General features: G+C 68.7%; 19 protein-coding genes. 4 read left to right on the top strand and 15 right to left on the bottom strand.

Annotated elements, in window-relative coordinates; genetic code table 11:
* Nucleotides 1–189: 189 nt before the first annotated feature.
* The 4 genes from GC106_RS45305 to GC106_RS45290 are packed head-to-tail and all read right to left on the bottom strand — an operon-like array spanning nucleotide 190 to nucleotide 4,687.
* Complete coding sequence (locus tag GC106_RS45305) at nucleotides 190–1,584, bottom strand: GH1 family beta-glucosidase (RefSeq protein ID WP_173142387.1); 1,395 nt, start codon at nucleotides 1,582–1,584, stop codon at nucleotides 190–192.
* 19 nt (nucleotides 1,585–1,603) lie between these two features.
* Nucleotides 1,604–2,491, bottom strand: coding sequence for a carbohydrate ABC transporter permease (locus GC106_RS45300; RefSeq protein WP_173142386.1), 888 nt, complete (start codon nucleotides 2,489–2,491; stop codon nucleotides 1,604–1,606).
* A gap of 8 nt (nucleotides 2,492–2,499) precedes the next feature.
* Nucleotides 2,500–3,423 carry a carbohydrate ABC transporter permease gene (locus tag GC106_RS45295; protein WP_173142385.1) on the bottom strand — a complete coding sequence of 308 codons (924 nt, stop codon included), beginning with the start codon at nucleotides 3,421–3,423 and terminating at the stop codon, nucleotides 2,500–2,502.
* A 1-nt stretch (nucleotide 3,424) separates the two neighbouring features.
* Entirely contained in the window at nucleotides 3,425–4,687 is a 1,263-nt protein-coding gene (locus tag GC106_RS45290; protein ID WP_173142384.1) for an ABC transporter substrate-binding protein, read from the bottom strand.
* A 231-nt stretch (nucleotides 4,688–4,918) separates the two neighbouring features.
* Here GC106_RS45290 and GC106_RS45285 point away from each other — a divergent pair, with 231 nt between their 5' ends.
* The 3 genes from GC106_RS45285 to GC106_RS45275 all read left to right on the top strand — a co-directional run bounded on the left by GC106_RS45285 (nucleotide 4,919) and on the right by GC106_RS45275 (nucleotide 7,641).
* On the top strand, nucleotides 4,919–5,974 hold the full coding sequence (locus GC106_RS45285) for a LacI family DNA-binding transcriptional regulator (RefSeq protein ID WP_173142383.1): 1,056 nt from the start codon (nucleotides 4,919–4,921) through the stop codon (nucleotides 5,972–5,974).
* 95 nt (nucleotides 5,975–6,069) lie between these two features.
* Nucleotides 6,070–6,690 (top strand): hypothetical protein, encoded by a 621-nt coding sequence (locus GC106_RS45280; protein ID WP_173142382.1) that lies wholly within the window; start codon nucleotides 6,070–6,072, stop codon nucleotides 6,688–6,690.
* Nucleotides 6,691–6,762: 72 nt separating this feature from the next.
* Entirely contained in the window at nucleotides 6,763–7,641 is an 879-nt protein-coding gene (locus tag GC106_RS45275) for a TIGR03619 family F420-dependent LLM class oxidoreductase (protein WP_173142381.1), read from the top strand.
* 94 nt (nucleotides 7,642–7,735) lie between these two features.
* Here GC106_RS45275 and GC106_RS45270 read toward each other — a convergent pair whose 3' ends face one another.
* From GC106_RS45270 to GC106_RS45235, 8 genes are all read right to left on the bottom strand, one after another.
* Complete coding sequence (locus GC106_RS45270; RefSeq protein ID WP_312873419.1) at nucleotides 7,736–8,230, bottom strand: carboxymuconolactone decarboxylase family protein; 495 nt, start codon at nucleotides 8,228–8,230, stop codon at nucleotides 7,736–7,738.
* Nucleotides 8,227–9,150: a sigma-70 family RNA polymerase sigma factor gene (locus GC106_RS45265; protein WP_173142380.1), complete on the bottom strand. Its 924-nt coding sequence runs from the start codon at nucleotides 9,148–9,150 to the stop codon at nucleotides 8,227–8,229. The genes GC106_RS45270 and GC106_RS45265 overlap by 4 nt, the downstream gene beginning before the upstream one ends.
* Before the next feature lie 134 nt (nucleotides 9,151–9,284).
* Nucleotides 9,285–9,572 (bottom strand): hypothetical protein, encoded by a 288-nt coding sequence (locus GC106_RS45260; RefSeq protein ID WP_173142379.1) that lies wholly within the window; start codon nucleotides 9,570–9,572, stop codon nucleotides 9,285–9,287.
* A 160-nt stretch (nucleotides 9,573–9,732) separates the two neighbouring features.
* Nucleotides 9,733–11,202, bottom strand: a complete 1,470-nt coding sequence (locus tag GC106_RS45255) for a hypothetical protein (RefSeq protein ID WP_312873418.1) — start codon at nucleotides 11,200–11,202, stop codon at nucleotides 9,733–9,735.
* Between the two features lie 75 nt (nucleotides 11,203–11,277).
* Complete coding sequence (locus tag GC106_RS49630) at nucleotides 11,278–11,550, bottom strand: FHA domain-containing protein (protein ID WP_312873417.1); 273 nt, start codon at nucleotides 11,548–11,550, stop codon at nucleotides 11,278–11,280.
* A gap of 262 nt (nucleotides 11,551–11,812) precedes the next feature.
* Entirely contained in the window at nucleotides 11,813–12,193 is a 381-nt protein-coding gene (locus GC106_RS45245; protein ID WP_173142377.1) for a hypothetical protein, read from the bottom strand.
* Between the two features lie 50 nt (nucleotides 12,194–12,243).
* The gene (locus GC106_RS45240) at nucleotides 12,244–13,194 is read right to left on the bottom strand and encodes an RNA polymerase sigma-70 factor (RefSeq protein ID WP_173142376.1); all 951 of its coding nucleotides are present in this window, start codon (nucleotides 13,192–13,194) and stop codon (nucleotides 12,244–12,246) included.
* On the bottom strand, nucleotides 13,191–14,372 hold the full coding sequence (locus GC106_RS45235) for an NAD(P)/FAD-dependent oxidoreductase (RefSeq protein ID WP_173142375.1): 1,182 nt from the start codon (nucleotides 14,370–14,372) through the stop codon (nucleotides 13,191–13,193). Before GC106_RS45235 ends, GC106_RS45240 begins: the two co-directional genes overlap by 4 nt.
* A 190-nt stretch (nucleotides 14,373–14,562) precedes the next feature.
* Between GC106_RS45235 and GC106_RS45230 the strand changes: the two genes are divergently transcribed.
* Entirely contained in the window at nucleotides 14,563–15,051 is a 489-nt protein-coding gene (locus GC106_RS45230) for a hypothetical protein (RefSeq protein ID WP_246368287.1), read from the top strand.
* A 5-nt stretch (nucleotides 15,052–15,056) separates the two neighbouring features.
* Here the strand turns inward: GC106_RS45230 and katG are convergent, their stop codons facing one another.
* The 3 genes from katG to GC106_RS45215 all read right to left on the bottom strand — a co-directional run bounded on the left by katG (nucleotide 15,057) and on the right by GC106_RS45215 (nucleotide 19,609).
* Nucleotides 15,057–17,333, bottom strand: a complete 2,277-nt coding sequence (gene katG / locus GC106_RS45225) for a catalase/peroxidase HPI (protein ID WP_173142374.1) — start codon at nucleotides 17,331–17,333, stop codon at nucleotides 15,057–15,059.
* A 19-nt stretch (nucleotides 17,334–17,352) separates the two neighbouring features.
* The gene (locus GC106_RS45220) at nucleotides 17,353–17,781 is read right to left on the bottom strand and encodes a Fur family transcriptional regulator (RefSeq protein WP_173142373.1); all 429 of its coding nucleotides are present in this window, start codon (nucleotides 17,779–17,781) and stop codon (nucleotides 17,353–17,355) included.
* Between the two features lie 109 nt (nucleotides 17,782–17,890).
* Nucleotides 17,891–19,609 (bottom strand): IlvD/Edd family dehydratase, encoded by a 1,719-nt coding sequence (locus tag GC106_RS45215; protein ID WP_173142372.1) that lies wholly within the window; start codon nucleotides 19,607–19,609, stop codon nucleotides 17,891–17,893.
* Nucleotides 19,610–19,644: the final 35 nt, after the last annotated feature.

The raw sequence follows: 19,644 nt of genomic DNA, 5'->3' as shown, positions 1-19,644 counted from the left end.
ATGAGAGTCTGCCCCGGCCGGAGGCCGGAATCGGCTCGGTGGGGCGGTTCCTGGCGTCGCCGCGGGATCGCCGCGAATACTGGTTGTCTTTGGGCGGTCCCGCGGTGGCGTCAGGGGCCGCATCCGGCCCGGCTATCGCGATCGGGCATTTGAAACACGGCCTAGCCCGGCCACAATGGCGCGTCAGGCTCACTCGCTGGAGTGGGCCTGACGCGCGGCTGCGATGAACGATCGGTACCAGTGGTAGCTGGCGCGTGGCGTGCGTTGCTGGGTCGCGTAGTCGACGTGGATCAGGCCGAATCGGTGCTTGTAGCCGTGTGCCCACTCGAAGTTGTCGAGCAGCGACCAGCAGAAGTAGCCACGCAGCGGCACTCCGGCCGTCGCCGCCGCTTCGGCTGCCGCGATGTGGTCGCGCAGGTACGAGATGCGGTCGTTGTCCTCGAAGTCGCCGGAATCGGGGTAGACGCAGCCGTTTTCCGTGATGTAGATCGGCGGCAGGCCCGGGTAGCGCGCATGGATGTCGGTCAGCGCGATGGTGAGGCCTTCCGGTTCCACGGGCCACCCCATGCCGGTGCGGGGCACGTCCGGCAACTGGGTGGTGTCCACGCCGATGTCGTGAGCGGTCCGCTTGGCGGGGTCCGGCTCGCGGTGCGGCGCGTCGGCGACGTGCAGGCGGTAGTAGTAGTTGAGGCCGAGGTAGTCCAGCGGTTCGCCGATGATCCCCAGGTCCCCGTCGTGCCGGAACGAGAAGTCGGTGATCGCGCCGAACATCGACGTCAGCTCGTCCGGGTACGCCGAACCGAACAGGGGATCGGTGAACTGCCTGCGCAGCAAGCAGTCCTGGCGGCTGGCGGCGGCGACGTCGGCGGGGCTGCCGGTCACGGGCACCGTGGGGGACTGGTTGAGCACGATGCCGAATTCCTGATCCTGCAACGCGTTGGCCCGCATCGCCTGGACAGCGAGACCGTGGCCGAGCAGCAGGTGGTGTACCGCCGCCAGTGCGCCGTGTCCCTCCCGTGCTCCCGGTGCGTGCCGGCCTTCGCCGTAACCGACGATCGAGGAACAGTACGGCTCGTTCAGGGTGGTCCACTTGCCGACGACGTCACCAAGGGCCTCGTGCACGATCGCGGCGTACTCGGCGAACCACCCCGACGTGTCGCGGTTGCGCCACCCGCCGTGGTCCTCAAGGGCCTGCGGCAGGTCCCAGTGGTACAACGTGACGAACGGTTCGATGTCGTTGTCCCGCAACGCGTCGATCAGCCTGCGGTAGAAGTCGATGCCGCGTTGTTCGACCCGGCCGCGCCCTTCCGGCAGAATCCGGGACCACGAGATGGAGAACCGGTACGCGTCGACGCCCAGGCCGGCGAGCAGCTTCACGTCCTCGGCCCAGCGGTTGTAGTGGTCGGCGGCCACGTCGCCGGTGTCGCCGGACGCGACCGCGCCGGGGACCGTCGAGAACGTGTCCCAGATGGCTGGTCCACGGCCGTCCTGGCGCGCGGCTCCCTCGATCTGGTACGCCGAGGTCGCCACACCCCAACGGAAGCCTGCCCCGAAGCCCGACGGCACAGGGAATCCAGTGGTCACAGAAGTCTCCTCGGGAAGGTCAGCCCTTGACGGCGCCGGACATGATGCCGCCGACGATCTGGCGGCCGAACAGCAGGAACACGATGAGGACCGGGATCGTGCCGATCGTCGCGGCGGTCAGCACCAGGGTGTAGTCGGTGGTGTATCCGGCGGCCAAAGTGGACAGCGCGGTCTGCACAGTCGGGTTCTCCGGCACCAGCACCACCAGTGGCCAGAAGAAGTCGTTCCACGCCTGCATGAACGTGAACAGCCCGAGCACCGCCGCCGCCGGCCTGGCCGCGGGCAGCGCGACGTGCCAGAACAGCCGCAGCGAACCGCAGCCGTCCATCCGGCCCGCCTCCAGCAGCTCGTCCGGGATCGCCCGCTCGAAGTACTGCCGCATGAAGAACACCCCGAACGCGGTCACCAGCCCCGGCACGATCACCGCGTGGATCTTGGTGGCCCAGCCGAACTCGCTCATCATCATGTAGAGCGGGATGACGCCGAGCTCGGTCGGGATCGCCTGGGTCCCGATCACCACCAGCAGCAGGGCGTTGCGGCCGCGGAACCGCAGCTTGGCGAAGGCGAACCCGGCCAGCGTGGAGAACAGCACCACCGACACGGTGATCGTGCTGGACACCACGATCGAGTTGGTCAGCGCCAACGCGAAGTCGGTGGTGTCGAAGACACGGGCGATGTTCTCGAAGAGGTGGCCGCCCGGCACCAGGACCGGCGGCACCGTGTCGATCGCGTCCGGTGTCTGCGAGGACACCACGAACGACCAGTACACCGGGAAGGCCGAGCCCGCCAGCACCGCGATGAGCGCGGCGTACGTCCACGGCCCGGCGACCCGCCTGGCCAGCCGGCGCGCCCGGCCCCGCGGCCCGGCCGGCCGCACCGGCGTGGGCGGATCCAGTACAGCAGTCATGGATTCCCTCAGTCCGTCTGGATTCGTTTGGTCACCAGGTAACCCAGACCGGCGACGATGACCGTGGCGATCGCCAGCACGACCGCGATCGCCGAGCTGTAGCCGAAGTCCCAGTTGGTGAAGCCCTGTTCGTACAGGTACAGCGCGGCAGTCTGGAACTGCCGGTCCGAACCACCGGTCGAGGCCGCGGCGCCGGGGTTGAACAGCAGCGGCTCGGCGAGCAGTCGCATGTTGCCGGTGGTCGCGATGATCGTCGAGAAGATGATCTGCGGCCGGAGCAACGGAACCGTGATCCGCCAGAACTGCTGCCAGCCCTTCGCGCCGTCCAGGGTGGCCGCTTCGTACAGGCTCGCCGGGATCGCCTGCATCGAGGCCAGGAAGATCAGCGCGTGGTAACCGGTCCACCGCCACACCACCATGGTGGCGATCGCGATGTGCGACGTGGCCGTGCCCGCCTGCCAGTCGATGTGCCCGGCGCCGAACAGGTCCAGCACCCAGTTGATCAGACCGAAGTCCCGGCCGAACAGCTGCGCGAAGATGATCGTCACCGCCGCCACCGAGGTGATGTTCGGCAGGATCACGCCCATCCGGAACAGCGTGCGGGTCCGGACCTTGCGGTTGAGCAGCTGCGCGATGCCCAGCGCGAGCAGGATCTGCGGGATCGTGGTCAGCAGCCACAGGCTCAGCGTGTTGCCCATGGCGTTCCAGAAGTACGGATCGGCGAACAACAGCTGGTGGTAGTTGCTGAACCAGATGAAGTACGCGCCATCGGAATCCAGCAGGTTGCGGTGCTGCAGTGAAACCCAGACCGTGTACAGCAGAGGGAACAGCCCGAAGACACCGAAGAGCAGGAAGTACGGCGCCACGTACGCGTACGGCGCGAACTTGGTGTCCCACCGGTGTTTTCGGGCTGCCCGGTCCACTACCGCCATGTCAGCTCGTCAGCTTCTGGACGTCGCCGACGAACTGGCGCCACGCGTCCTCACCGTTCTGCTTGCCCTGCTCGACGCGTTGCATGGCGTTGCCGATCGCGGTCTGCACGTCACCGGCCTTCGGGCCCTGGTACTGCGGCTGCAGCTGCTTGGCCGCGTCGGTGAACAGCTTGCCCACGGGAGCGTTGTTGAAGAACGGGTTCTGGTAGTTGACGATCGCCGGGTCGTCGTACAGCTTCGGTGTGGACGGCAGCAGTCCGGCGCCGGTGAACACCCTGGCCTGCTGCTCGGGCGCGGTCAGCCACGCCGCCAGCTCCACGGCCTTGTCGACGTTCTTGCCCTGCTTGGGAATCGTGAGGTACGAACCGCCCCAGTTGCCGCCGCCGCCGGGCACGGACGTGACGTCCCACTTGCCCGCGGTGTCCGGTGCCTGGTCCTTGATCTTGGCCATCTGCCAGGCCGGGCAGGTCACGGTCGCGAACTGGCCCTGTTTGAACCCGGTGTTCCAGGCGGGCGTCGAGTACAGCAGCTTGGCCGACAGGTCGGACTGCACGCCGTCGACCACGAGATCCCAGCCCTGCTTGATCTCCTGGTTGTTGCCGAGGGTGAGCTTGTCGGACTTGTCGTAGTAGCCGACCGGGGCCTGGCCGACGATCGCGTTGAGCACGGTCGGGCCGCCGTCGAACCACTTCGTGCCCGCGGGTGCGTTGGCCTGGAACCTCTTGCCGGTGGCCATGAAGTCCTGCCAGGTCGGCCACAGCGCGGCGACCTGCGTGCGCTCCGACGGCAGCCCGGCGGCCTCCAGCAGGTCACGGCGGTAGCAGATGGCCAGGCCGCCGACGTCGGTGCCGTAGCCGATCTGCTGGCCGTCCTTGCTCAGCGAGGACTCCCACTTCCACGCCAGCCAGCGGTCTTTCAGCTGGCCGCCGCCCTTGGTGTTCAGGTCGACGAACTTGTCCGGGGTGGCCTTGAACTGGGCGATGTAGCCGGTGTCGACCGCCTCGATGTCCGCGGCGCCGCTGTTGGTCGCCAGGTGGGCGGCCAGGTTCTTGTGGTGGTCGGAGTACGAGGCGGTGCGGTCCTGGATCTCGATGTCCGGGTGTGTGCTCGCGTACTCCTTGAGCAGTTCGCTGTAACCGAAATTGCCGAACAGGCCGATGGTCAGTTTTGTCTTGCCGCCTGCCGCGGACTCACTGCCGCAGCCGCTGAGCACCATGGCGGTCGCCAGCGCGGCACAGCCAATGGCCATTGCTCTGGGGCGCATCGAAGGCCTCCGTTGTTTTGGGCGCGCTCGAGCTGGGAAACGAGGTCTCGAACGGCTGGACCGGCACTCCCATGCAAGCCGGCCCGAAATGTGTGGCGTCTATGACAGCGGGGTTAACCGAGATCCGTCAAGTAACAAAACGATAACCTACTAGTTCTGCGTGTTCGGTTTGACTAGGGCACCTGCGGCTGCGTAGGTTGCTGTAACCGCTTACGGTGAGATGGAGGTCCGATGGCGACCGGGCGTGAGATCGCCGAGCTCTGCGGCGTGTCCATCGCGACGGTGTCGCGCGTCTTCAACCAGCCGGAAACGGTCAACCGTCTCACCAGGGAACGTGTTCTGCGGGTCGCGAGGGAACTGGACTATCGGCCCAATGAATCCGCGCGGGCATTGTCCACCAAACAGTCCACGATGATCGGCCTGGTCTGGGACACCGATCACCGCAGACCCGGCTGGCGGCACCCGTATCTGCAGGATCTGCTGATCGGGTTGAAATCCGCGCTCAGCGCGCACGGATATCACCTGCTGATGCTGGCCACCAGCGGCGATTCCCGCGAGGTCGGCGCGTCGCTCGCCGATCCGGTCGGCTACGTGAACATGACCCGCCGCCACCACCTCGGCGGGCTGGTCCTGATCGACAGCGGCTCCGACGCGGAGGCGTTCGAAGCCTTCGCCCAGTCCGGCGTCCCCTGTGTGGCGGTGGACGTGGCCGTCGAAGGTCCAAAAGCGACATACGTCACGTCGGACAACACGGCCGGTGCGGCGTCGGCTGTCCGGCATCTCGCCGAACTCGGCCATTCCCGGATCGCCACGATCACCGGCCCGCCGGGCAACCAGCCGGCCGAGGCGCGCATTTCCGGTTATTACAAGGCAATCCGTGAGTGCGGTCTGCCACTGCGGGACGACTATGTCGTGTCCGGTGACTTCTACCGGGCGAGCGGAACCGCTGCGATGCGACGACTTCTCGCCGTCGACGAGCCGCCCACGGCCGTGTTCGCGGCCAGCGACGAGATGGCTGTCGGCGCGTTGCTCGCCGCCCGGGGCGCAGGGCTGCGAGTGCCAGAGGATCTGGCGCTCGTCGGTTTCGACGACATCGAGATCGCGTCCGTCGTGGAACCGGCACTGACCACAGTGGCCCAGGACAAGCCGGGCTTCGGCGTGGCCGCGGCGAAGGCGATCATGGCCATGATCACGGGCGCCGACCGCGAGGGCCCGGTGATCCTGCCGACCCAGCTGGTCGTCCGGGATTCCTGCAGCCCCCCTCGTGAGCGTTTATCCGTGTTCTAACCCTGATAAGTGCTCACGAGTGCTGACCTGCGGTTTTCGGGCGTGGTCGGGGGTGGTGGTCGGCGGCGTCGTGCTGCTGGCGGGAGGATGGGCGGGTGAAGGTCTATCCGGGGTCGTGGCCGGTGACGGTGGTGTGCGGTGCTTCCGGCACCGGCCGCACCAGATTCGCCTATGCGCTGGCCGCGCGGTACAACGGGCACGTCATCGACACCAGTGATGTGCTGCAAGCAGTACGTGCAATGACAGGGCCGGAGCAGTATCCGGAGCTGTTCCACCAGGATCAGCCGTTGGCTGGGACGGCCGAGGAGGTGGCCACGGCGCGGCTGCGTGCCGCCGACGTCCTCGCTCCGGCCGTGCGTGCTGTGATCACGGAACAGCCCCGTCTGCGCCTGGACGGATTCCAGGAGTATCCGCACACGGTCGTCACCGGCCGCCATGCCTTGCCCACGCTCGCGTGGGATTTCGCCGTGGTTCTCAGGGAGACGGGGGAACAGATCCACGCCAATCTCGCCGGCCGCTATCCCCGTGACGACTCACTCGACCGGCGAGTGCGGGCGTCGATGCTGGTTCAAGACGAACTTGTCCGCAGAGGACGCGAACACAACCGGACACGATGCCATGTCGTCTTCGTCGACGCGCGGCCGTGGTCTGACGCCGTCGACCGGGCCCGCGGCGAGATGAACGACCGATGGGACTCCGGCAACGCGCTCGGCTGAGGTCTGTTGACTTGACATCGGCGTCAAGTTCTAGCGTGACCGCCACCGCACCAGCCAGGGGAGCTCAGCAGGATGAAGTTCGGCATCACCTACAGCACACCGTTGTTCGGCGTGGACCCGGACAGGATCGTGGCCTACGCGCGGCACGCCGAGGACTGTGGTTTCGAGTCGTTGTACGTGCCGGAGCACGTCGCGCTGTACCCCGGTGCGAAGATCGGGCCCGTCGAGTTGCCGCCGTCGCTGCCCTTCGGTGATCCGCTCGACTGCCTTGTCTTCGTCGCCGCTGCCACGCAACGCATCCTGCTCGGAACCGGTGTGTTGCTGTTGCCGTACCACCATCCGGTGATACTGGCGAAGCGGCTGGCGACGATCGATCTGCTGTCCCGGGGACGGATGCGGCTGCTGACCGTCGGAGTCGGTGCTCTCCCGGGCGAGGCTCAAGCGGTCGGCGTCGATTTCGGCACACGGGGCCGCCGGGCCGACGAGGCGCTCGATGTGTTGCGGCTGCTGTGGGCCGGTGGCGAGGAGGGCGTCAGCTTCGACGGTCAGTTCTTCAGGTTCGAGGATGTGTGCAGCTTCCCGAAGCCTTACGGCGACGCGGTTCTGCCGATTCACGTCGGCGGTTCCAGCCGGGCGGCCGCGCGCCGCGCCGGTCGGCGCGGCGAGGGCTACTTCCCCGGCGGTGCGATCGGGGCGGACGAGCGCCGTATCCAAATGGAGCTCGCCAGAGCGGCCGCGGTCGAGGCAGGCCGTGACCCGGAAGCGCTCGAGTACACCCGATGGGGATCGATGGACATGTCCGCCGACCAAGTCGCCTCCTTCGCGGAGCAAGGGGTGACACGCATCGTCGTGACTCCGAGCAGCGCCGAACCCGGCAGGCAAAGGGATGAGATGTCCGCGTTCGCCGAGCGTTTCGCCGAGTGGTTCACGCCGGCCGGGGGAGTCCGTTGAGGACGATGCCGGTGAAGTCGTCGGGTTGACGTCGATCGTGGCCGGGGAACCGGCCGGGAGCCTCGGCGAAGATCCCGGCCGGTTCGCGTCCCGGTCAGGCCGGCTGGCCGACCGGCGGCGGCTTGAGCATGAGGGCCACGCTCATCCAGAAGCCCGCCGACGCGACCACCACCGAGAGGGTGGCCAGTGCTTTCTCGTCATAGTGCTTCGCGACCTCGGCGAACAGGTCGTCCGGGACCCGCTCGTGGCCTTGCGTGTTCGGTTGGAACACGGCCTCGGTCAAGGCCAGCGCGGCTTGCTCAGCCTCGGTGAAACAGGACGCGTCCCACCAGGTCGCCACTGCCGTGATGCGCTCCTCGGACTCCCCGGCCTTGCGCAGGTCCGCCGAGTGCCGCAGCACCTGGTACGTGCTGCCGACGATCTGGCCGGCACGCAGGTAGACCAAGCTGGCCGTGGCTCGCGGTAGCGAGCCGTTGCCGGCGGCCTTCACTAATACGCCCCCGATCTGGGTGATCTCCGGCACGTGCTCCTGGATGTCGGGTATCCGGTTCTCCACGGTGTCCTCCATGGTGGTCGGGAATGCCGTCACCCTTGTGAGCCTTCAGGCGCCGGAGATGTGACAGCTGTGTCTGCCGCGTTTTCGGCGAGGACGGCGGCGGCACGGCAAACACGACCGGGCTCGCGGATGGTGTCGATGGCGACGATCTTGTCGGCCACGACCGTGAAGACCAGCACGGCCACCGGCTGCCCGTCGACGGTGACCATCGCGCCTGGCGCGCCGTTGACCAGGACGGGGCGCAGCCGGCCGCCGCGCGGGGCGCGGGTGAGCTGGGCGACCGCCGCCGCGCCGCGGGTGACAGCCGGACGCCCGTCGGGGCCGTAGTCCGTGGTCAGCACGATGTCGGGGTCGAGGACTTGGACGAGAGCGTCGAAGTCACCGGCCCGGGCGGCCGCGTAGAAAGCGTCCACGATCTGCTGTTGCCGCGCCAGATCCGGGCCCGGCAACGGGACTTCCGCGTTGGTGACCCGTCGTCGTGCCCGGCTGGCCAGTTGCCGCGCGGCTGCCGGGGTACGTCCCACGATGCCGGCGATCTCCTCGAACGGCAGCGCGAACATGTCGTGCAGGACGAACGCCAGCCGCTCAGCCGGACCGAGCCGGTCGAGCACCACGAGCAGCGCCAACCCCACCGAGTCGGCGAGCAACGCCTCCTGCTCGGGATCGAGGTCGCCGTCCGGGACGACAACCGGGTCAGGCAACTGCGCGGCGAACGACTCCTCCCGCCGGTGCCGCCGGGAACGCAGCATGTGCAGACACTCCCGCGCGACGACCGTGGTCAGCCATCCCGCGAGGTTGTCGATCTGGTCCGGATCGGATCGGCTCAGCCGCAACCACGCGTCCTGGACGGCGTCGTCGGCCTCGGCCAGCGAACCCAGCATCCGGTATGCCACCGCCCGCAGCCGCGGCCGGTGCTGCTCGAAGCGCTCGGCCAGCCACTCGGTCTCCTCCATCGGTCACTCCATCTCCCCTCAAGGCGTACGAGAGTGAACCCGTGGAGCCGCCGAATGTGACAAGCGGCAGGCTGTCCGCGTCGCAGGGCGAGATGACCGGGCCGGCCATGTGGATCAATCAGGCGGCCATGGTGTCAGACAGGATCAGCCGGCAGCGCACGGAGCGCTTCGGCCAGCGCCGCACGTGCCTGAGTGAGCAGACAGGCCCGCAGGCACTGCTCGGCGATCCGCACCGCGTTGACCGAGGTGAACACCTGGGACGTCTCACCGATGGCCGCCGTGTGGGCAAGAGCTCCACGCAGGTCGTCGTGGACCTTCCCCACGGCGGCGCTGTCCTCGGGCGAGACGTTCTCCAGGTTTCGCAGGGCTGCCTCGATGTCCGTCCGGAGCCGCCGGCCCGGCGGCAGGGCGATCGCGGGCATGAACGACACGGGAACAGCCGGGGCACGGTGTGAGTCACGGCGGCAGGTCATCGCGGCACTTCCCTTCGCGGCACGGCAAGGGAGCGCCCGGTGGGTGCGTCGTCCTTATCCGCGATTGAAGCGTTCCCGCTGTCGGACAAGCGAAACCGTGACCCAGGCCTCAGCGGGCGCGCATGACGACGAGGTCGCCGTGGCCGCCGTACCCGAGGACGGGTTCGGCGTACTGCGTGCCGTCGAAGGTGATCATCCACCACTCGCGGCCGACGGGCAGCAGCATCGGATGCGGGATGTTGGTGCCGTAAGGCGCATCCAGCGTTCCCAGCTTGCGCATCGACAGGTCGTAGACCGGGTACTGGCGGGCGTCTCCGTCGCTGGCCAGCACGTACCAGTCGCGCCCGACGCGCTGGATGATCGTGCCCTCCGTCTGGTCGACGGTGGTGTCCGCTCCGACCAGGCGGAGAGAATCGGCGTAGTCCGCGCCGCGCGGTCCGGCGGCGAGGGCGGGGTGGAAGATGAACGCGGGTTGCTGCGCCTCGCTCTCCACGAACGCCAGCCGCCATCGGCCGTCGATGCGGGTGAGGGCGGGGTCCCACGAGCTCACGGCGGTCGGCAGGGCGAGCCGCGAGGTCGGCAGGACGTGCACGCCGGACAGGACGTCCGCCCGGGTCGTGGTGTGCCGGATGTGCACGCCCTGGAAGGCGAAATCGCCCCAGGAGCTCATCAACACGATGAAACGGCCGGTCCGGTCGTCGTGGACGATCTGCCCGGCGTGATCGCCGAGCACCACGCCGTCGCGCTCGAAGAACAGGACCGCGACCTGCTCCAGCCGCGTCGGATCGGCGAGGTCGAGTGTCCAGACGGCCCAGTGCGCCTGCTGGAAGAAGCCGAGGCCGGCGTTGGTCATGGTCAGGTACAGCTTGCCGTCGCGGATGAACGGCCTGCCGTCGGCGTGCTGCACGACGTGTGGGTCCCGCACACCGGCCTGGCCGAAGTACCCCGCCCGGACCCGGCCGATCTGTACCGCCCCTTGGCCGCCGTAGGCGTAGTCCAGTTTGCCCAGGACAGCCGGCACGCGCAGGTCGATCAACGCGCGGACGCCGTCGCGCTCGGTCAGCACCGGCTGCCACGCCGTGCCGGTACCGGTCGTATCGACCAGGACGGTGACCGCGTTCTCGTTGACCACCACGGCGAATCGGAACGCACCGGGCACCCGTACGTCGGCCGACTTGACCACGGTGGTGTTCCCACCGACGGTCACCTCGATCGTCGCGCGCCCGGCCACAGCGTCGAGCGTGCCGAGCACCGATGCGCCGTCGCCCGCGAGCCCGGCCACCACGGTTCCCTGCGAACGCGACACTTCCACCAGCACAGAGCCGAACGGTGCCCGCGGCCGCACACCGGTCCGGACCAGTGCGGCCGCGGTGCGCGGCGCGATGGCGCTGTCGTACTGCACGAACCGCGGTGCGATCAGGTCGAACGGCCGGTACTTGTGGGTGACGGCGAAGTGTAAGTCGAACGGCGTGCGGCTCGGCTGCTGCGCGTGCGCGGGCACAGCACCAGCCAGTGCCATGGCAGTTCCCGCCGTGATACCGCGCAGCAGTGTGCGCCGATCGATGTCCTGTGCTCGCACTCGTCCTCCTCAAGATCCGGCACGTGTCCACCATGTGCTACCTGGAAACGGGGAAAAGCGCCAGACCTCGTGCGGCTACGGCTCCGCCACGCGGGAGCGGAACGTCAGCCGGAAGGCACCGATCAGCACCACGTCGCCGTCGGCGAGCGGTACTTCGTCGATCGGTGTGCGGTTGACATAGGTTCCGTTGAGCGAGCCGAGATCGGCGACGCTGAACGTGGGGCCGGTGCGGCGTATCTCGGCGTGCCGGCGGGAGACGGTGATGTCGGTGAGCACGACGTCGCAGTCCTGATGCCGTCCGATGAGCGTGGTGCCTGCGCCGAGTGGGATCTCGATCGGGGCGGTCACGCCTGGGCCGTGGGTGATCGTTATCGCGGCGGTGTCAGGTAACGACGGCGGTGGCGTCGGTGGTGTGTCCGTGGGGTGGGACGGGATTACGTACACCGCGGTGTCGTGGTCGGCTCCGTTGTGTCGTGCGGACCTCGTCGACACCGGTTCAGCTGCCCGGAGCATCTTGTGTCTTCCCCTTCACAGCGTCAGCCCGTTGGCACTCGACCGGGGAGAGTGCTAATTCTCAATTAGCACTCTCCCCGGTCGAAAGCAACTCCGGTCAGCTCGAGTGGTCCTCGCTGGATGTGGTCGAGGCCGGCGCGGTGAAGGGCTCGAAGGTGAACTCCACCCGGGAGTCGGTGATCCGGGTGAGGATCAGCCCGGCCGGGTCGCTGTCGTACAGCCTGGCGAGCAGTTCGGTCAGCGCCTCGGCCGCGCCGAGCGGTTCGAAGCGGGTCTGGACCAGCGTTCGGTGCAGGGCGTTGACCTCCCACCCGGCCGTGCCGCCGCTGCCCACCGACACCGCCAGCGTGACGTCGACCAGCCAGTTCACCGATTTCCCCGGCAGCGCGGGGGTCTGGTGGGTGGACACGCCGACGACCTGGTCGGCCCGCACGAAACCGTCGGTGAACGTCTTCAGCCACACCTTCGTCAGGCCCATGGCCCGTTCCTCCTCCCAAGCGGACGACGTGATCCAAAGTACCGGTGGAGTCAGGAACGGGGCAGTGGGCGGGCCGGGCGACTTGTGTCCTCAGTGGACCAGGCCGACCGGCTGATCCGGCGGGGAGTCGTCAGCGCGGCCAGTTTGTCCGGGTTGCGGATGGCGTAGCAGTTGCTGATCTTCTTGTCGGTGATCTCGATCAGGTAGACGCCTTCGAGGCGGTCGTCGCGGTAGGCGAGGACGGCGGGGGAGTTGTTGCAGTTGGCCATTTCGATCCGGATGGCGGGCTGGCGCCGGGCTATGCGGAACAGATCGAGCAGGAAGGCGGCGACCTTCTCCGCGCCCACCACCGGCCGGCGCGCAGCGGTGGCTTTGCCGCCGCTGTCGGCGATCCAGGTGGCGTCCGGCGCGAGCAGCGAGAGCAACCCGGCCATGTCACCGGTGGCCGCCGCGGCCATGAACTGCTCGGCGATCCGCGCGGTCGTCGCGGCGTCGGCGGGGTCGAACCGTCTGCGCCGTGCGTGCACGTGTTCGCGGGCGCGGTGCGCCACCTGGCGCACCGTTCCCACGGATTTGCCCACCGCGGCGGCGATGTCGTCGTAGTCGAAGCCGAACACCTCGCGCAGTACGAAGACCGCGCGCTCCGCGGGCGTGAGCGTTTCGAGCAGCACGAGCATCGCCATCGACACCGACTCGGCGAGCACCACGTCAGCCGACGCGTCGCGTTCGTCGAGCAGCAGCGGCTCGGGCAGCCACGGGCCGACATAGTCCTCGCGACGGCGTGCGCTCGCCCGCACCGCGTTGAGCGCCTGCCGAGTCACCAGGCGCGCCAGGTACGCCTTGGTGTCCTGCACCTTCGCGAGATCCACCTCGGCCCACCGCAGGTAGCTGTCCTGCAGCACGTCGTCGGATTCCGTCGCGGAGCCGAGTATTTCGTAGGCGATCGTGAACAGCAGCGGCCGCAGCAAGGTGAACCGCTCGGCGTGCTCGCCGGTGGTCACGCCAGTCCCCGCGCGGCGGCGACCGGCTGCTCGGGTCGCGGGCCGCCTTTCGGCCAGAACAGCGAACCCGGCTTCTGGGCCTCCCGGCGGATCTTCCCCACGCCCAGCCGGCAGGTCAGTTCCTTGATCGCCGCGCCCAGCCGGCCGCCGACGTAGGCGTTCACGACGCTGTCGTCCTTGCGGGCGATCTGCCGTACGGCGGCATGACGGCCGAGGCTGGTGCACGACCCGGTGAAGGCGAGGTTGATCGCCGCCGGTTCGGTGCCCGCGATGCGGCTCAGCACGGTGTCGGCGGCTTGTGCCCCGAGTGGCCCGGCGGCGTAACAGCTCATCCGCAGCGGTTGGCCTGACGGCGCCGCGGCGTCCCCAGCCGCCACGATGCGATCGTCGTCAACGCTGGTCAACGTTTCGTCCGTCAGCAAACGGCCGAGCGCGTCGGTACGCAGCCCGCTCGCGGCCGCCAGCTCCGGGACGCCGAATCCCCCTGCCCAGATGGTCAGCGCGCTCGGATGCACGGTGCCGTCGGACAGGACGATCGCATCCGACCGTACCTCGGTCACCGCGGCGGCTTCGAGCACAGCGACATCATGCCGGGACAGCCACTTGGCGATGGACCGACGACCCGGCGCGCTGAGCGCCGGTGCGAGCGTCCCAGCACACACCAGCGTGACGGCGCGTCCTTGTTCGGCCAGCTCGGCCGCGGTTTCGACACCGGTCAAGCCGCTGCCTGCGACAGTGACCGGAGCGTCGAGAGGCAGCGCTTCGAGCTTGGTCCGCAGCCGCTGCGCGGACTCGAACTCGGCGACCGAGAAGGCGAAGTCGGCGACGCCAGGAACGGCCGACGGGATCGCGCCGGTACTACCGACCGCGTAGACCAGGTAGTCGTAGTCAAGCGCGCGGCCCGACGCCAGCTCCACCGTGCGGGCGGCGGTGTCGATACGAGTGGCGTCGTCGACGACCAGCCTGACGCCGTCGCCGAGCAGCGTGCCGTAGTCCACCAAGGCCTCACCGGTACCGGCCACGAACTGGTGCAACCGGATCCGGTCGACGAACGCCGGGCGAGGATTGACCAGCGTGATGTCCACATCGGAGCGCATCCGCATCCGGTTGGCCGCGATCGTTCCGGCGTAGCCGCCGCCGATCACCACGATCTTGTGAGGTGTGCTGTGCTCAGTCATGCCCCCAAGACACCGCCGCCTGGACGGACGTGACACCACGCGGTGTGACGCCCGTCACCAGGTTCGATGCGGGTGGTGTCTGATGTGGACCGACCGGTCGCAGGTTTGGCGAGGCGCCGTAGGGGTAGACGGCGCACAGCCGTCGCGCCGGCTCGGTCGCGTCGGCTCGACGGAGAAGCGAGGACGAACCATGAAGCGGAAGGTCAAGGTCCGCCACTGGCCAGGCCGGCTGGCGACGGGCGCCTTCATCCTCAGCTCGGGGCTGAACAAACGCCACGCTGACGAGCAGACCGCGCAGACGCTGCACGGTTTCGCCGGGGGCGCGTATCCGATGCTGCGCCAGCTCGATCCGAAGTCCTTCGTGCGCATGGTGTCGTGGGGTGAGATCGCGCTCGGCGCGGCGCTGCTGCTGCCCGTGGTGCCCACCGCGGTCGCCGGGCTCGGACTTACCGCGTTCTCCGCCGGACTCCTCGGGCTCTACCTGCGCACCCCGGGCATGCGGGAGGAGGGCAGCCTGCGCCCGACCGAGCAGGGCACCGGCCTGGCGAAGGACGTCTGGATGCTCGGCATGGGTGTCGGCTTCGTCGTGGACGGGCTGACCAGCAAGAACGACGACCAGCGTGAACGTGGACGAGCCCGGCCGACCGCTGGGCGGACCGGCCGGGCTCGTCGGGGGTAGCGGGATCAGGCGAGGTCGAACCGGTCGAGTTCCATGACCTTGGTCCAGGCCGCGACGAAGTCGTTCACGAACTTCTCACGGGCGTCGTCGCTGGCGTAGACCTCCGCGAGGGCACGCAGCTGCGAGTTGGAACCGAAGATCAGGTCGACCGCGGTGGCGGTCCACTTCACCTCGTCGGTCGCCAGGTCGCGGATCTCGTACACGTTCTCCTCGGACTCCGACGCCTTCCACCGGGTCCCCGGCGAGAGCAGGTTGGCGAAGAAGTCGTTGGTGAGCACGCCCGGCCGGTCGGTCAGCACGCCGTGCCGGGTGCCGCCGAAGTTCGCCCCGAGCGAGCGCAGACCGCCGACGAGCACGGTCATCTCGGGCGCGGTCAGGTCGAGCATGTACGCGCGGTCGACCAGCAACACCTCCGGCTGGAGCTTCTCGCCGGACCGCAGGTAGTTGCGGAACCCGTCGGCACGCGGCTCGAGCACCTTGAACGACTCGACGTCGGTCTGCTCCTGGCTGGCGTCGGTGCGACCCGGGTGGAACGGCACGGTCACCTCGACACCGGCGTCGCGCGCCGCCTTCTCCACGGCGGCCGAGCCGGCCAGCACGATGAGGTCGGCCAGCGAGATCTTCGCGCCGCCCGCCTCGTTGAACTCGCGCTGGATGTCCTCGAGCCGTGCCAGCACCTTGCCGAGCTCCTCGGGCTGGTTGACCTCCCAGTTGCGCTGGGGCTCCAGCCGGATCCGGGCACCGTTGGCGCCGCCGCGCTTGTCGGTGGACCGGAAGCTCGCGGCCGAGGCCCACGCGGTGGTGATCAGCTGGGCGGTGGTCAGGCCGGACTCGAGCACCTTCGCCTTGAGGGCGGCGATGTCGGAGTCACCCACGAGCTCGTGGTCGACGGCCGGCACCGGGTCCTGCCACAGCTGCGGCTCGGCGACCCACGGCCCGAGGTAACGGCTGACCGGGCCCATGTCGCGGTGCAGCAGCTTGTACCAGGCCTTGGCGAACGCCAGCGCGAACTCGTCCGGGTTCTCCAGGAAGCGGCGGGAGATCTTCTCGTACGCCGGGTCCACGCGCAGCGCCAGGTCCGTCGTGAGCATGGTCGGCTTGTGCTTCTTCGACGGGTCGAACGGGTCCGGGATGATCTCCTCGGCGTCCTTGGCGACGTACTGCTTCGCACCGCCGGGGCTCGTGGTGAGCTCCCACTCGTAGCCGAAGAGGATCTCGAAGAAGCGGTTGCTCCACTCCGTCGGCCGGTCGGTCCACGTCACCTCGAGACCGCTGGTGATCGCGTCCGCGCCCTTGCCGCTGCCGTGGGTGCTCAGCCAGCCCAGGCCCTGCGCCTCCAGCGGGGCGCCCTCCGGCTCCGGGCCCACGTGCCCGTCGGCGACCGCGGCACCGTGGGTCTTGCCGAAGGTGTGGCCACCGGCGATGAGAGCGACGGTCTCCTCGTCGTTCATCGCCATCCGGCCGAAGGTCTCCCGGATGAAGTGCGCGGCCGCGGCCGGGTCCGCGTTGCCGCGGGGCCCTTCGGGGTTGACGTAGATCAGGCCCATCTCGGTCGCGCCGACCTCGGGAACCATCTCCGTGTCGCTGACGTAGCGCTCGTCACCCAGCCAGGCGTCCTCCGGGCCCCAGAAGATCTCCTCCGGCTCCCAGACGTCCTCGCGGCCGAAGCCGAAACCGAAGGTCTTGAAGCCCATCGACTCCATGGCCACGTTGCCTGCCAGCACAAGCAGGTCGGCCCACGAGATCTTCTGGCCGTACTTCTGCTTGACCGGCCACAGCAGCCGGCGTGCCTTGTCCAGGTTGGCGTTGTCCGGCCAGCTGTTGAGCGGGGCGAACCGCTGGCCGCCGTCGCCCGCGCCGCCGCGGCCGTCGTGGATACGGTACGTACCGGCGGCGTGCCAGCTCATCCGGATCATCAGGCCGCCGTAGTGGCCGAAGTCGGCCGGCCACCAATCCTGCGAGGTGGTGAGCACCTCGATGATGTCGCGCTTGAGGGCCTCGATGTCGAGCTTGGCGAACTCCTTGGCGTAGTTGAAGTTCTCGCCGAGCGGGTTGCTCTTCGACGAGTGCCCGTGCAGCACCGACAGGTCGAGCTGGTTGGGCCACCAGTCCCGGTTGGTGCGCGGACGGCCGCCCGTCTTCGGGGTCGGCGAGCCGATCGCCGGGTTCTCGCTCTCGCTGCCGTTAGAGGTCACCGAGTCGTGCGCGACCGGGCAGCCGGCCGCCGCCTTCTCGTCCACGCCCTGTGCGCTTGACTGGGGCGTTGTCCTGGGGTCGCTCATCTACTTCCTTCCGGGCGGATCATTGACGGGGGTGGTCAGCCGCACAGTCGGGGCACGTGCCCCAAAAGACGACCTCCGCCTCGTCGATCACAAAACCGTGATCGTCCGAGGCGGTGAGACAGGGGGAGTGGCCGACGGCACAGTCGACGTCCACGATCGCGCCGCAGGAGCGGCACACGAGGTGGTGATGGTTGTCACCCACGCGGGACTCGTAGCGCGCGGTCGCGCCGGCAGGCTGGATGCGCCGGATCAGACCGGCGTCGGTGAGCGCCCGCAGCACGTCGTAGACCGCCTGCTGGGACACCGTCGGGTGATCGGCCCGTACCAGCGAGATCACCGTCTCGGTGTCGATGTGCGGGTGGTCACGCAGTGCGGCGAGGACCGCCAACCGCGGGCGGGTTACACGCAAGGAAACCGCCCGCAGTTGCGTCTCGAAGTCCGCCGCCACGCCACAACCTTAGAGCGCTTGTCTGGAACAAATCAAATTTACTAACGAGACGTGTTCTGGCGCGGCGTCCACACGCGAATGTCGCTACCGGACGCGGGGGACTGGCTGGTCAGTGCGACTCACGGCTCACCTGCGATCCGCTGGATCCGAGCAGGAAGTCCAAGTCAGCCCCGGTGTCGGCCTGTAGCACATGGTCGATGTAGAGGCGTTCCCAGCCGCGCCGGGGGTTGGCGAACCCGGCAACGGTGGCCTCGTTGGGCGTACGCGCCGTCAGCTCCTCGTCGGATACCTCGACGTCGATCCGGCGAGCCTCGACGTCGAGAGCGATGACGTCGCCGGTGCGGACCAGGGCCAGCGGGCCACCCGCGGCGGCCTCAGGCGCCACGTGCAACACGACCGTGCCGTAAGCGGTGCCACTCATGCGGCCGTCGCACACGCGGACCATGTCGCGGACGCCCTGTTCGAGGAGTTTCTTCGGCAGCGGCATGTTGGAGACCTCAGGCATGCCGGGGTAGCCCTTCGGACCACAGCCGCGCAGCACGAGCACCGAGTCGGCGTCCACGTCCAGGTCCGGGTCGTCGATACGGGCGTGGAAGTCCTCGATCGAGTCGAACACGACCGCCCGGCCGCGGTGGCGCAGCAGGTGCGGTGACGCCGCCGCCGGCTTGATCAGCGCTCCGTTCGGCGCCAGGTTGCCGCGCAGCACCGCGATACCGCCCTCGGTGACCAGCGGCGTGGCGCGGGTGCGGATGACCTCCGGATCCCAGATCGGCGCGTCGTCGAGGTAGTCGACCAACGGCTTGCCGGTGACCGTGAGCGCGTCGGGATCGAGCAAGTCCCGTACCTCGCGCAGCACCGCGAGCAGACCACCGGCGCGGTGGAAGTCCTCCATCAGGAAACGCCCAGCCGGCTGCAGGTCCACCAGCACAGGAACGCGTGAGCCGATGCGGTCGAAGTCGTCGATCGTCAGCTGGACGCCCAGGCGCCCGGCGATGGCAAGCAGGTGCACCACCGCGTTGGTGGATCCGCCGATCGCCGCCAGGGCCACGATCGCGTTGTGAAAGGACGCTGTGGTCAGGAAGGTGCTCGGCCTGCGGTCGGTCGCCAGCATGTCGACGACGAGTCGTCCGGTGCCGTGCGCCGCTTCCAGCAGGCGACTGTCGGGTGCCGGGGTGCCCGCCACGCCGGGCACGACGGTGCCCAGCGCCTCGGCGACCAGCGCCATGGTCGACGCGGTGCCCATCGTGTTGCAGTGCCCGCGGCTGCGGATCATCGCGGATTCCGAACGGTTGAACTGGTCCTGCGACAGCGTGCCCGCCCGGACCTCCTCCGACAGCCGCCACACGTCGGTGCCGCAACCCAGCGGGACACCCCGGAACGTGCCGGTCAGCATCGGCCCGCCGGGCACCACCACGGCGGGCAGGTCGACGGAGGCGGCCGCCATCAACAGCGACGGAATCGTCTTGTCACAGCCACCGAGCAGCACCACGCCGTCGATCGGGTTGGCCCGCAGCATTTCCTCGGTGGCCATCGCGGCCATGTTGCGCCACAGCATCGCGGTGGGCCGTACGTTCGTCTCGCCCAACGACACGACCGGCAGTTCCAGCGGAATGCCTCCGGCCTCGTAGACCCCGTTGGCCACCGACCGCGCCACCTCGGTCAGGTGCGCGTTGCACGGCGTCAGGTCCGACGCGCTGTTGGCGATGGCGATCTGAGGACGCCCGGTGAAGGCGTCGTCCGGCGCGCCGCGCCGCATCCAGGCGCGATGGATGTAGGCGTTGCGATGGTCGCCCGCGTACCACTGGTCGCTGCGCAGCTGAGAAGCCATACGTTCCCATTTCCTCGAAGGTCAACCCTCGTGAG

Origin of the sequence: Kibdelosporangium persicum (assembly GCF_013280595.1) — a bacterium.
Lineage (GTDB): Bacteria > Actinomycetota > Actinomycetes > Mycobacteriales > Pseudonocardiaceae > Kibdelosporangium > Kibdelosporangium persicum.
The sequence above is the reverse complement of the archived record's forward strand: the minus strand, read 5'-3'. Positions and strand labels throughout refer to the sequence as shown.

What these genes read in the sequence shown, in the direction of transcription:
- GC106_RS45245 (WP_173142377.1), bottom strand. Translation starts at nt 12,193, where the DNA reads ATGGGCCTGACGAAGGTGTGGCTGAAGACGTTCACCGACGGTTTCGTG.
- GC106_RS45275 (WP_173142381.1), top strand. Translation starts at nt 6,763, where the DNA reads ATGAAGTTCGGCATCACCTACAGCACACCGTTGTTCGGCGTGGACCCG.
- GC106_RS45300 (WP_173142386.1), bottom strand. Translation starts at nt 2,491, where the DNA reads ATGACTGCTGTACTGGATCCGCCCACGCCGGTGCGGCCGGCCGGGCCG.
- katG (WP_173142374.1), bottom strand. Translation starts at nt 17,333, where the DNA reads ATGAGCGACCCCAGGACAACGCCCCAGTCAAGCGCACAGGGCGTGGAC.
- GC106_RS45215 (WP_173142372.1), bottom strand. Translation starts at nt 19,609, where the DNA reads ATGGCTTCTCAGCTGCGCAGCGACCAGTGGTACGCGGGCGACCATCGC.
- GC106_RS45285 (WP_173142383.1), top strand. Translation starts at nt 4,919, where the DNA reads ATGGCGACCGGGCGTGAGATCGCCGAGCTCTGCGGCGTGTCCATCGCG.
- GC106_RS45235 (WP_173142375.1), bottom strand. Translation starts at nt 14,372, where the DNA reads ATGACTGAGCACAGCACACCTCACAAGATCGTGGTGATCGGCGGCGGC.
- GC106_RS45260 (WP_173142379.1), bottom strand. Translation starts at nt 9,572, where the DNA reads ATGCCCGCGATCGCCCTGCCGCCGGGCCGGCGGCTCCGGACGGACATC.
- GC106_RS45230 (WP_246368287.1), top strand. Translation starts at nt 14,563, where the DNA reads ATGAAGCGGAAGGTCAAGGTCCGCCACTGGCCAGGCCGGCTGGCGACG.
- GC106_RS45290 (WP_173142384.1), bottom strand. Translation starts at nt 4,687, where the DNA reads ATGCGCCCCAGAGCAATGGCCATTGGCTGTGCCGCGCTGGCGACCGCC.
- GC106_RS45265 (WP_173142380.1), bottom strand. Translation starts at nt 9,150, where the DNA reads ATGGAGGAGACCGAGTGGCTGGCCGAGCGCTTCGAGCAGCACCGGCCG.
- GC106_RS45295 (WP_173142385.1), bottom strand. Translation starts at nt 3,423, where the DNA reads ATGGCGGTAGTGGACCGGGCAGCCCGAAAACACCGGTGGGACACCAAG.